The organism is Gracilibacillus alcaliphilus (assembly GCF_016909015.1).
Taxonomy (GTDB): domain Bacteria; phylum Bacillota; class Bacilli; order Bacillales; family Amphibacillaceae; genus Gracilibacillus; species Gracilibacillus alcaliphilus.
This window is the reverse complement of sequence record NZ_JAFBFA010000046.1, coordinates 22,348-35,388: the sequence shown is the minus strand read 5'-3', so window position 1 is coordinate 35,388 and position 13,041 is coordinate 22,348. Positions and strand designations below refer to the sequence as shown.

Sequence of the window (13,041 nt, the reverse complement as noted above, 5' to 3'; positions counted from 1 at the left end):
ATAATAAATCCCCCCTACGAAAAGTAGGAGGGAACAATAAATAACGGTTCAAGAAAACCTTGAACCGTCTGAATCGGCGAATGCCGAGAGTCTATCAAATATAATCGGAGGAACGAAAATGAAAAAATATCTGCTTTTAATGGTCGTATTTACTTTTGCTGCAGCGCTGGCAGCTTGTGGTGATCAAGCGCAGGAGAGTACATCATCTGAAGAAAAGGACGAAACAACAGAAACAGAGGAAACATACCCTGTAACCATTGCCAATTATACAAAATCAGAAGGCGGTGCTTCTTGGGAAGCGAAAGATCAAATATTTGAGAAAACTCCTGAACGAGTAATGGCAAATACCAGGCCTGCAGCCGAATTATTGCTGCGTCTCGGTTTAAAAGATCATATTACAGGAGTTGGTGCCAGCTTTGGTGCGCCGGACCCGATAGTAGAAGAAGAATATAACGACTTAGATATATTAAGTGATGGTTATGTCAGTAAAGAAGTAACTTTAGGAACAGATCCCGATTTAGTTTTTGGACGAGGCGGCTTGTTTGAGAATGAAGAATGGGGAGTAGGAACAGTCGATTCCTTGAATGAAATGGGAATAAACACCTATGTATTGGCGTCTTCTGTGACAGGAGCGACTTACGATTCTATTTATGAGGATATTGAGAATATAGGAGCTATTTTTGATGTGCAAGACAAGGCTGAGGAATTTGCAGCACAATTAAAAGAACAAGAAGAATCCATTATTGAGAACCTATCTACTATTGAGGGAAACAGGACATTTGCCTATTTGCATACGACGGATGCATCAGAGATATCAGTGTATGGAGGAAGTGGAGAGAGCTTTTTTAATGATGTTTTTAGTAAAGTCAAGTTAGACAATGTTTTCAAAGATGAAACAGGTGAGATCAGTATCGAAATGTTAATTGAGGCAGATCCAGACGTGCTCATCCTACCAACATGGGTTGATAATGATCCGGAGAATGCAGAGAAAGTCAGGGAAGAAATCTATAAAAACCCTAAATTATCTAGTATGAAAGCTATCCAAGATAAACAAATCTATATCGTGGACTATAACTACATGTTTGGCTATAGCTACAATGCCTTAGATGGCATGGAAATTCTAGCAAAAGATATGTACCCACAACTATTCGAATAATCCTCATTATTGATAGAGGCAGGCCTAGGTGTTAGGCGTCTGTATACCCCCTCTCTTATGACGGACGCTAGACACTCTGGTCGGCCATACTAAACTGCGGCAGGTACCCCTTGCTGAAAAAAGGAGTTTTCAAATGAGACAGGAAGAGCTTTATGATGTAACGATTATTGGAGCGGGGCCAGCAGGTCTGTTCTCTGCTTTTTATAGTGGATTGCGTGAAATGAAGACAAAGGTAATTGAGTATCAAGACCGTTTAGGTGGTAAAGTTCATGTGTATCCAGAGAAAATGATTTGGGATATCGGAGCGTTGACTCCTGTATCAGGAGAGCAATTGATAGAGCAGATGGTGGAGCAGGCTGAAACCTTTGATCCAACTATGGTTTGCAATGAGAAGGTTACCTCGATAGCTCAAGATAAGCAGGGAATCTTCACTTTGCATACAGCTTCTGGAGCAAAACATTGGTCTAAAACCGTGATTATTGCCATTGGCGGAGGGATCTTAAATCCACAGAAATTGGAGGTAGATGGGGCAGAGAAATATGAGATATCTAATCTTAGCTATACGATTAAATCTCTGAAACGATTTAAAGATAAAACTGTTCTTATTTCAGGTGGAGGACATACCGCTGTAGATTGGGCGAATGAATTGGAGTCGATCGCCAAGAAGGTGTATCTGGTTTACCGCAAAAATGAGCTAAATGCCCACGAGGCACAAGTTACTCAGCTGATGAACAGCTCGGTGGAATGCTTGTTTGATACCGATATTAAGCGATTAATTGCCAATGATACGCGGGAAAGGATTCAAGAAGTGGAAGTGACGAATAAGTTAACAAATCAGGTATCAAAAATTGAAATGGATGAATTAGTCGTTAATCATGGTTTTGTCCGCGAGAAGAAGCTTTTGGAAGAAAGTGATTTAAACATTGAAATGGCCAATGAATATTTTATTGCTAGCAGTCCATATAGTGAAACATCGGTACCAGGCATATATGGAGCAGGAGATGTGATCAAGTATGATGGTAAGGTTCACTTAATTGCAGGTGCCTTCCAAGATGCCGTTAATGCGGTAAATAGGGCAAAACAATTTATTGAACCCACCGCAACAGAATCAGGCATGGTATCTTCTCATAATGATATTTTCAAAAAACGGAACAAAAAACTCGTTGCACAATTAATGAGTTAACCCTATCATCAAAAACTAGATGTTATCGTCCGTGGGTAATAGTCGGGCGGTAATTCTAGTTTTATTACTATCTACTCAAAGTTTGGAGGTCTATATGAAACAGATCAAACGTTTCTTTGCTTATTATAAGCCCTATAAATGGTTGTTTATCTTGGATTTTTGCTGTGCAATCTTGGTAGGTATCTTAGAATTAGCCTTTCCACTTGCCGTTAATCAAGTGATTGATCGTCTTTTGCCGCAAGGAGAGTGGTCTCTTATTATTTGGGCGTGTATTACGCTGCTTGTGATCTATGGTTTGAACACCTTGTTGCAATATGTGGTTACTTATTGGGGACATAGGCTGGGTATAAATATAGAGACAGATATGCGTCAAAAACTGTTCACCCATATGCAGAAGCTGTCATTTGGTCATTATGATAATAATAAAACAGGTCATTCTATTTCCAGACTGACCAAAGATTTAGAAGAGATTGGAGAAATGGCTCACCATGGCCCTGAGGATGCCTTTGTGGCTATTATGACATTGTTAGGTGCCTTCTTTATTATGCTAGGCATCAACTGGAAATTGGCCGTGATCTCTTTTATTGTGATCCCATTACTGATGATTTTCGCTATTCATTTTAATAAACTAATGACACGTACATTTCGGTTGATGTTCAGTGATATTGCTGATATTAATTCGCGGGTCGAAGACAGTATTGGCGGAATCCGAGTAGTGCAAGCATTTGCCAATGAAAAATATGAACAAGAGAAGTTTGCAGAGAACAATGAAAAATATCGCCAAACGAAGCTGGAGTCTTACAAAATTATGGCGAAGAATGTGATGTCCAATTATTTTCTAATGCGTGTCGTGACGTTGTTTACCCTATTGTTTGGTACATGGTTTGTTATTAATGGCTCATTGACATACGGGGAATTTGTTGCTTTTCTATTGCTGTCCAATATTTTATTAGGTCCTATTCAAAAGATCAATGCCATTATTGAAAGTTATCCAAAAGGAATTGCCGGATTTAGGCGTTATACCGAGGTTTTGGATATGAATCCAGATATCGTTGACTGCCCTAGTGCAAAGGATAGGACCGTACAAGGAGAGGTCGCCTATCAGAATGTTTCCTTCGGCTACAGCCCGACAGAGAATATTTTGAATGATTTAACATTACATATTAGGCCAGGTGAGACCGTGGCCTTTGTTGGACCTTCGGGAGCTGGTAAAACTACCTTATGCAGTCTGCTTCCTCGTTTCTATGAAGTTAAGGAAGGAGCGATTTCAGTTGATGGTCATAATATTAAAGACTTCACGCTGCGTTCATTGCGCAACCAGATTGGTATCGTGCAGCAGGATGTCTTCTTATTTTCTGGTACAATTCGGGAGAATATTGCCTATGGCAAGCTTGATGCCACAGACGAAGAGATATGGGAAGCCGCTGAGAAAGCTCAATTAGCAGCCTTTATTCATACCCAGCCTGATGGATTAGAAACGGTGATTGGAGAACGGGGCGTTAAGCTTTCAGGTGGTCAAAAACAGCGGTTATCTATTGCAAGGATGTTTTTGAAGAATCCGCCTATTTTAATCTTGGATGAAGCTACTTCTGCGCTAGATACAGAGACGGAGTTAGCGATCCAGCAGTCATTAGCTGAACTTTCCAAAGGGCGGACAACACTGGTTATTGCACATCGACTGGCCACCATCAAAAATGCCGATCGTATTATCGTCTTAACAAAAGATGGGATCGCGGAACAAGGAAACCATCAGGAGTTGTTACAACAAGCAGGGGTGTATAGTCGCTTGCATCAAGCTCAATTTGGCTAAATATAGCAAGGCTGATTTCGTTGAGGATTCAGTCTTTTTTGTTTTAATTGACAGTAAACGGGGAACGATAGATAGTAAATGCTTGGATTAGACTGTTCATCACCATGAATAACTCAATGGAATGTATTGGAGGAAAAAATAATGGGAGAAACCAATATGCCACAGGATAAAGGCTTGGACCATACGTTGAAATTGCTGCACGAAGGGTATCATTTTATCATGAATCGTTCAGATAAATTCCATTCTCGTGTCTTCGAGACACACTTGCTGGGGGAGAAGACGATCTGCATGGTAGGAAAGGAAGAGGCAGAACTCTTTTACGATAATACAAAATTTGTGCGCAAACAGGCTTCTCCAGTCAGAATTCAAAAAACGCTTTTGGGAGTGGATGGTGTACAAGGGCTGGATGGTGCCGCACATCATCATCGCAAGGCGATGTTTATGTCACTTATGACACAAGAAGGGTTAACGCAAGTGGGCGTATTGGTGCAGGAAGAATGGAAACAAGAAATAGAGCAACAATCACGAGAAAAGATAAATGTGTACCAAGCCGCAAAAAGGGTGCTGACGAAGGTGGCATTAAGGTGGACAGGAGTTCCTTATCAAGACGATCAGATAGAAAAATGGGCGGATTACTTAAGTGATATGTTTGAAGATGCCGGAGCGGTTGGATTGAAGCATTGGCAGGCGAGAAGGTCAAGATCTAAGGCAGAGAATCAGTTGAAAGAGTTAGTAGAAGCTGTGCGTAGAGAAGATATCATGGTCAGACAGGATAGTGCTCTTTACCATATTGTTTGGCACCGCGAATTGGATGACGAATTATTGGACGCCCAGATTGCTGCCGTAGAATTGTTGAATCTATTACGGCCGATTGTTGCGATTGCCGTGTATATTGATTTTGTTGTCCTTGCAATACACGACTATCCAGAAGAGGTTGGTAAATTGGAATCAGAGGAGGCGATGGAATATTTTATTCAAGAAGTAAGAAGATTTTATCCGTTCTTCCCAGTTGCTCCAGCACGCGTAAAGACCAATTTTGATTGGAAAGGTTATACCTTTGAAGAAGGAACTTTAACCTTACTCGACTTATATGGTACCAATCATGATCCAGCTGTTTGGAGCAACCCCAAAACATTCCAGCCTGAGCGATTTCAATCATGGAAAGGCTCACCGTTTGACTTTATTCCGCAAGGGGGTGGGGAATTCAATATTGGCCACCGCTGTGCAGGGGAATGGCTAACCATTGAAGTACTAAAAGTGACACTGGACTTTTTCGTCCATCATTTGTCTTTTGCGTTCCCAGAGCAAAATTTGGCATATGAAATGAATGATATTCCTGCACTGCCAAAGAGTAATGTAATCATTAGTGATGTAAAGTTTAAATGATTATAAAGAGCATAACTTAATCGATGATGACCCTTCTTACTGAACTTTTAGAACATGCATTATAAACAGGGGGAGGAATAAGAAATGAATGAAAAAGAGAAGCGTGAAGATATTCGTAAGAAAGAGAAGGTAGCCCGTCGGAAAAGGATTGCTACAGAAGAGGAGCTCCATGCATTAGATCGGTTTAAGGAGCAGCAATTTGTGGATGAAGTTCCTTTAGAAGATTTGAAGATCGAAGAACAGAATCAGAAAGATAAGCAAAGCAGCCAGAATACTTCCCAGTCTGAGCGCAAATATAAGGGGAAATAACGGACATTACTATTCCGATAAGCCTTGCCAAGTCACAGTGGGAATGAAGGAGATTCCCACTGCTGGCAGTCTTGCTTTATCAATTATTGGCGAATTGGGCCGGAAAAGTGATTGACTTTTTCAAAATAGTCCGTTATGATAAGTGATAATTTCATAATGAATTCGATGACGAGAACGAGTAGTGATGTGTATCTTATCCACAGAGAGTTGACCTTGAGCTGAAAGTCAACGTTAAGACCATGATGAAAATCCTCTCCGAGAAGCAAAGTTGAAATCACAGATTAAACTTTGACGGCATTCTACCGATATCCAGGACGCGTATGATGGTACGTAGTGTAATGAAAGAAAAACCACTACTGATGGTTTTTTATTTTGTTTATAAAGATGATCTATAATGGATATAGGTGTAATCGACTCTGCGTAGCTGGGGTCGATTTTTTTGATGCTGGAAAGAAATATTAATGATGAGGTGATAAGGATGAAAGAGAGGCGTGTAGACAAAGAACGGAATATCCGCCGGAAGTGGAAGCAAGAGCAGACATTTGAGCGTTCCATCACTAACCGAGAAGGTAAAGAGACATATGTTTTCTATGAAGGGCCTCCAACCGCCAATGGCCTGCCACATGCCGGTCATGCTTTGGGCCGGACGATCAAGGATTTTGTGGCTCGGTATAAAACAATGTCCGGCTATCAAGTCCAGAGAAAGGCGGGCTGGGATACACACGGCCTGCCAGTGGAATTAGAGGTGGAAAAACAGCTCCAAATTAATGGCAAAGATCAAATTGAACAGTATGGTGTCGAAGATTTTATCCAGAAGTGTAAAGAAAGTGTGTTTGCTTATGAAAGTGAATGGAAACAATTTACAGAGGCGCTTGGCTATTGGGTGGATATGGAAGATCCTTATGTAACATTAGATAATAATTATATCGAATCAGTATGGCATATCTTGTCAACGATTCATCAGAAAGGCTATCTCTATAAAGGTCATCGTGTGGTGCCATATTGCCCTCACTGTGAGACTTCACTAAGTTCGCATGAAGTGGCGCAAGGGTATAAAGATGTTACCGATTTGTCTGTGACAGCCAAATTCCGTTTGCGGGAACATCCGAACGAATTTCTGTTGGGCTGGACGACAACTCCATGGACGCTGCCGGGAAATGTAGCTGTCGCAGTCCATCCTGATATGAATTATTTGCGTGTCCAGCAGGATGGGGAAGTATATATTGTTGCCGAATCATTAGCGGAAACGGTCATGAATCAGGACTATCAGGTATTAGAGGCAGTCAAGGGGAAGGATTTGATTGGGTTAACTTACGTCCCGCCTTTTCCATACCACTCATTGACAAATGGTCATCAAGTAATTGGTGCTGGTTTTGTGACGGACACAAGCGGTACAGGAATCGTTCATATTGCACCTGCCCATGGGGAAGATGATTATCAGGCTGTCCAGGACAATGGTTTGGATTATATCAATGTAGTAGATGCGAAAGGACGTTACCAAGCCGAAGTCACCCCGCTTGCTGGCCGATTTGTTAAAGACTGTGATGTTGAGATTATTAAGATGCTTGCTAAGAGCGGCTTGTTGTTTGATAAAGCAAAATATGAACACAGTTACCCACATTGCTGGCGCTGTGACAGTCCGTTGCTTTATTACGCGATGGCAGGGTGGTTTATCAAAACCACTGCCGTGAAAGAAAAGATGCAAGCCAATAACCAAATGGTTGAATGGTTTCCAGATCATATCAAAGACGGCCGATTTGGGAATTTCTTAGAACAGATGGTGGATTGGAATATCGGCAGGAACCGCTATTGGGGAACACCGTTGAATGTCTGGATTTGTGATACGTGCGGCAAGGAGCAAGCACCAGGGTCGATTAAGGAATTGCGAGAGATGGCAATAGGCGATGTGCCAGAAGATATCGAACTGCATAAGCCTTTTGTAGATCCAATTCAATTATCATGTGATTGCGGCGGGCAAATGACACGAACCAGTGAAGTGATTGATGTTTGGTTTGACAGTGGTTCCATGCCGTTTGCTCAGTATCATTATCCTTTTGAAAACAAGGCGGTCTTTGCTAAGCAATTTCCAGCTGATGTAGTTATTGAAGGGTTGGATCAAACGAGGGGATGGTTTTATAGCCTATTAGCGGTCTCTACGCTATTTACTGGTAAGGCGCCGTACAAACGAGTGCTGTCTTTAGGACATATTTTAGATGAGAATGGACAAAAGATGTCCAAAAGCAAGGGCAATGCATTACACCCTGTCGAACTAATTGATGAATTTGGAGCCGACTCTCTCAGATGGGCATTACTGGCTGACAGCTCGCCATGGCATAATAAACGTTTCTCTAAGAAGACCGTCCAATATGCTAAATCAAAGGTAATCGATACGATGGAAAACGTCTATTCCTTTTATATGATGTATGCTAAGATTGATCAATTTGACCCTAAAATCGATCTAGCCGGCACTTTGACAGAGTTAGACCGCTGGATTATTTCCCGGCTGCATACTGTAATGAAAGGCGTGACAGACAGTCTGGATCATTATGATATTACTAAAGCCACAAGAACCCTTACTCCTTTTGTAGACGAACTTAGTAACTGGTATGTGCGCCGTTCACGGCAGCGTTTTTGGAGCAGTGGAATGTCCGCGGACAAACGAGCTGCTTTTCATACCTTATATGAGGTATTGACCAAGTTAGCTCAATTAATGGCACCTTATACACCTTTTATCACGGAAGAGATCTATAGCGAATTAGTCGGTCACAGTGTCCACCTAACTGATTATCCACAAGCAGATATAACGAAAATCGATCCACAGCTGGAGCAGGATATGGCGGCTGTGCTGGAAATTGTTGAATTGGCTCGTGCGTCGAGAAATACGTCTGGACAAAAAACAAAGCAGCCACTGGCTCAATTAGTGGTTGTGCCAAAAGAGAAGGCCTCAGTTGATCTCGCTTCCTATTCGTCGATTATTAAAGAGGAGATAAATGTGAAGGATGTCCTCTTTACGGAGGAGCTGCAGTCTTTTCTAACTTATGATTTCAAGCTGCAGTTCTCAACAGCAGGACCCAAGTTAGGAAAAGCGGTTGGGGAAGTAAAACAGCTGGTTGAATCCCTTACAGAGGAACAAAAACAACTATTTATCGATCAGCAAGAGCTTCCACTAACATTAGGGGATGGCAGACAGATTACTTTAACCTTTGAGGATGTTATGATTGAAAAACATGCAAAAGAAGGATTTGTTTTAACAGAAGGTGCCCAGTTTCTGACGTTATTAGATATACGGTTAACAGAAACATTAAAGCAAGAAGGACTAGTCAGAGAATTTATTCGTGCGGTCCAAACGTATCGAAAAGAACTAGATCTTCCTGTCGAACAGCGTGTCCATCTCTTTGTGGAAACAGATGAAGCGATGACAGACATCCTGCACCGTTTTGAAGAATTAATTCAACAATCATTGATTATCCATGATATCCATTTTGAAAGTAAGGCAGACAGTAAGACCTTTCATGTAGAGAATCAAGCAGTACGACTTTATATTACTGTATAGGTATTGTTTAGCCCAGTGGCCGTGATTTGGTTTCATATATTATATAGAAGTAATAGTCTATTTTTCCCTCTTTTTATCCCGGTGTAACCGTCCGTAAGTCCTCACTTTATGGCTTTGTGAGGTGTCAAAGAAGTCTAAGTGAGGGATAACGGACGTTAACACCCCGATAAGTTTCGCTATATATCTGTGAAGGCTGAAGAGTGCCTCTACTAATGATAGTCTCGCTTTATTATCTTTAATTATTTCTTCTCTCGATCAAATTGATCCCGACTCCCATACAAATCACACCGATAAGCAGCATGAAAGCAATCTGTAAGGCAATGTCATCCCATCCAGCCCCATATAAGGCAATATCCATCAGGCTGTTCATTGCATGTTGTAATGGAAATAAATCTGCAATAAATAACAGGATTGGATTAGACAGTGTTCCAGGCGGCATATAGACACCGCTTATCACCGGAATTATAGGGATGACAGACGAATAAATCACTTGGAATTGCTCTGGTGTTTTAATAAATCCGGTAAATAGCATGGCTACACTTACCATACTGAGAGAAAAAATAGCGGCAACAAACAAAATCATGCCTAAATGACCGCCCAAATCATAGTGTAGTATATAGCGGAAAATCAAGAATACCAATCCAACCTGCAAGAACCCTATAAAAAAGCTATAGCATAGATGTCCTGTGTACATCGCTGTTTTGCTTATTGGTGAGAGGATCATCCGATCCCATACCCCATTGGCTCGATCGGCTGATACAGCATTTACTTGAAAACCAATGGTGAACATAGCCATAAATAAAGTAAAGCCGAATAATAGTTGTAAGCCCATATTATAATCAGGAACTTCGCCTCCGTCCAAGGCTTCGGTTTGTATCTGTAATGGTGCTTCTTGTAAATAACTTTCGACCTCTGCACGCAGGGCTGCTACATTGTTGTTTCCTGCTGCGGCTTGTAATTGTGCCTCAGTAGTAAAGAGCATATGAACATAATCTTCTAACATTTGTACAGCAGGCATGCTGGAATTGGTAATCAAACGGTAGTCATGTTCAAACAGCTGGAGCACAGCGGTATGTTCTCCTTCTTCTACAAGCTTGCGTGCTGCTGTATCTTCCTCCACCACAAAATTAAAATTGCTATTTTTGTTTAGAAGAGGTTCCCATTTATTAAGCACCTCTTCTTTTTTTTCTTCGGTACTGAAGATTGGCACGGTGGTGGAGGTATCTTGATCTATATTGGCAAAAATAAGTGTTAAAACAATACTTCCAACTAGTAATAAAATCAAAGCCCAAGGGCTTCGGAGTTCTTTTCGTATTTGAGTTTTGAAGACAGCAAACATTACACTTCCCTCCTTTCAGGAAATAGGAATATACCAATAAGCAAAAAGAGTATAAACAAAAGGAACTGCTTGCTAAAAGCTGCCAGCAAAGGAGCATCCGTGCCATATTGCAGGGCTTCTATAAACAATGATGTGGTAATTCCATTAGGTGTCCATTCCACCAGACTTTGCATAAAGGGCGACATTTCCCCAATAGGAAAGAAACTTCCGCCTAAAGTGCCTAATAACATAATAATCATCGTGAAAATCCCTGTTGCTAGGTTAATGCTGTTCATTCGCAGCATCAGCGAAGTGAACATGGCTGATAATCCTGCTACTGTTAGCGAGAAGAAGGTGATAATCAGTACAGTAATGAACCAAAATTCTATTGATTTTCCAGCAAAAATCCCAAGCGCCAAATGAACAATTACACAGACAAATAATAATTGCAGCAACGTAAAGAAAAAGGTTGCCGTGACTTTTCCAAACAGAAAAGAAACAGGACGAGTATTAGTAATAATAATTCGGTTTATCACACGCTGTCTCTTTTCAGTTGCTGTTTTGGAGGCAATGGTTGAAGCAATAAATAAGGCAAATAGGGTACTGAGTGCCATCGTAAAATATTGAGCAAACGTATAGGGATAGGGTTCCACCTCATCGTTTAGCAACTCCCGGCCGCCTGTAGGCAGCATAGCACCCTCAATATTCCCTTCTGCCAAGTGATCCAAAGCAAGGTGAAGGTTTAATCCATTTAGGTAATTGTCCATAATATCGTAAAGGATATCTGTCTGTAACGAATGTTCCTCTATCTGTAATTTGACACGTGTATCTGTGACTTCACCCAACAATAGCTGCATTAATACATCATAGTTAAATCCGGCAGGAATATGGACAATAGCATCTAAATCGCCATTTTCCATTTTCTCTGCTGCAGCACTTGCTGTTAAGCGTTCTGCACTTATCCATTGGCTCAGATCAGAATCGTCTAGGAACAGTTCAAATAATAGATCACTAGGCACAATAGCATGTGCTGTCTCTAGTAAAGTCTGCTGTTCATTATCTGATAATGGCGCTGATTGAATGGTTGCTTCTATTTGCTGCATGCTTGCTTCTGCATCATCTTCCATCACAATGGCAACAGAGAGGTCGATATTTTTTGGATCATCTACCCCTATATCAGAAAAAGCGAAGTTTAAGATAACAACCAGTAAGATAGGGGCGAAGAGAGCGATTAATACTTCTTTTCGGTCGCGCCAAAGCACCAACAAGTCCTTTTTTAAGAATGAAAACATGTTACAATCCTCCTCTTAGTCTCTTAACGTGCGACCCGTTAAGTGAAGAAATACATCCTCAAGACTTGGCGTTTCAATTTGGTAATTGGTTATTTCTGCCCCTTGACTTTCCACTGTATGGATAAGGGAACTTAAGATATTATTGCCCTTTTTGGAAATAATCCGTATCCCATCATCTGTTTCATCGACATGACGAACAGATTCAATTTGCTGTATTTTTTTCAAGATGTCATCTGAAGTCTCGTTTAGATGAATCTTGATGGTATCCTCGCTGGAAAGAATGTTTAGCAATTCGGTCTTGCTTCCAGAGGCAACAATTTTTCCGTGATCCATAATATAAACGCGTTTACATAACTGTTCTACTTCTTCCATATAATGACTGGTATAAAGAATCGTTGTGCCGTTTTCTTTATTTAGTTTCTGAACGGTTTCAAGAATATGATTACGTGATTGAGGGTCAATACCAACTGTCGGCTCATCCAAAATAATAATTTTAGGTCGATGCAATAACGCCGCTCCAATATTTACTCGCCGTTTCATCCCGCCGGAAAAAGTTTTTACCAATTCCTTTTGCCGCTCTCTTAACCCAACCATATCAAGGATTTCTTGAATACGCTCTTCTAAGACTGAACGTTTCACCTTATAAATCTCACCAAAAAATTTCAGATTTTCATAGGCGGAAAGCTCTTCATATAAAGCAATCTCCTGAGGAACGATGCCAAGTATTTTTCGGATGGCTGCTGGGTTTTTGATGATACTTTTTCCATATAATTTCACATCACCAGCTGATGGTTTGATTAAGGAAGAAATGACCGAGATCGTAGTTGATTTCCCCGCTCCGTTTGGCCCAAGCAGTCCAACCGATTCCCCTTCATCAATATAAAAATTTATTTCATCCACAACATTTTTTCCTTTGAAACTTTTTGTTAGTTTTACTGTTTCAATCATCATTTGTCACTCCCAAAATAGTATGGTTAGCTAGAATATACATAAAAAAAGACAGTGCCGCTACTGTCTTTTGTCATTTCACCCCA

General features: G+C 40.9%; 9 protein-coding genes. 6 read left to right on the top strand and 3 right to left on the bottom strand.

Annotated features, from left to right (window positions below):
* Positions 1–118: 118 nt before the first annotated feature.
* From JOD18_RS22150 to ileS, 6 genes are all read left to right on the top strand, one after another.
* Positions 119–1,156 carry an ABC transporter substrate-binding protein gene (locus JOD18_RS22150; RefSeq protein WP_204671452.1) on the top strand — a complete coding sequence of 346 codons (1,038 nt, stop codon included), beginning with the start codon at positions 119–121 and terminating at the stop codon, positions 1,154–1,156.
* Between the two features lie 133 nt (positions 1,157–1,289).
* Complete coding sequence (locus JOD18_RS22145; protein ID WP_204671451.1) at positions 1,290–2,339, top strand: NAD(P)/FAD-dependent oxidoreductase; 1,050 nt, start codon at positions 1,290–1,292, stop codon at positions 2,337–2,339.
* A gap of 94 nt (positions 2,340–2,433) precedes the next feature.
* Complete coding sequence (locus tag JOD18_RS22140; protein ID WP_204671450.1) at positions 2,434–4,149, top strand: ABC transporter ATP-binding protein; 1,716 nt, start codon at positions 2,434–2,436, stop codon at positions 4,147–4,149.
* 141 nt (positions 4,150–4,290) lie between these two features.
* A complete protein-coding gene (locus JOD18_RS22135) occupies positions 4,291–5,535 on the top strand; it encodes a CYP152 family fatty-acid peroxygenase CypC (protein WP_204671448.1) in 1,245 nt (414 codons plus the stop codon).
* Positions 5,536–5,619: 84 nt separating this feature from the next.
* A complete protein-coding gene (locus tag JOD18_RS22130) occupies positions 5,620–5,844 on the top strand; it encodes a hypothetical protein (protein WP_239588303.1) in 225 nt (74 codons plus the stop codon).
* A 478-nt stretch (positions 5,845–6,322) separates the two neighbouring features.
* Positions 6,323–9,397 carry an isoleucine--tRNA ligase gene (ileS, locus tag JOD18_RS22125; protein WP_204671453.1) on the top strand — a complete coding sequence of 1,025 codons (3,075 nt, stop codon included), beginning with the start codon at positions 6,323–6,325 and terminating at the stop codon, positions 9,395–9,397.
* Between the two features lie 235 nt (positions 9,398–9,632).
* Here ileS and JOD18_RS22120 read toward each other — a convergent pair whose 3' ends face one another.
* From JOD18_RS22120 to JOD18_RS22110, 3 genes are read right to left on the bottom strand one after another with little or no spacing between them, the layout of a single operon-like run.
* A complete protein-coding gene (locus tag JOD18_RS22120; protein ID WP_204671447.1) occupies positions 9,633–10,736 on the bottom strand; it encodes an ABC transporter permease in 1,104 nt (367 codons plus the stop codon).
* Complete coding sequence (locus JOD18_RS22115) at positions 10,736–12,007, bottom strand: ABC transporter permease (RefSeq protein ID WP_204671446.1); 1,272 nt, start codon at positions 12,005–12,007, stop codon at positions 10,736–10,738. Before JOD18_RS22115 ends, JOD18_RS22120 begins: the two co-directional genes overlap by 1 nt.
* 15 nt (positions 12,008–12,022) lie before the next feature.
* Positions 12,023–12,955, bottom strand: coding sequence for an ABC transporter ATP-binding protein (locus tag JOD18_RS22110; RefSeq protein ID WP_204671445.1), 933 nt, complete (start codon positions 12,953–12,955; stop codon positions 12,023–12,025).
* Positions 12,956–13,041 lie beyond the last annotated feature (86 nt).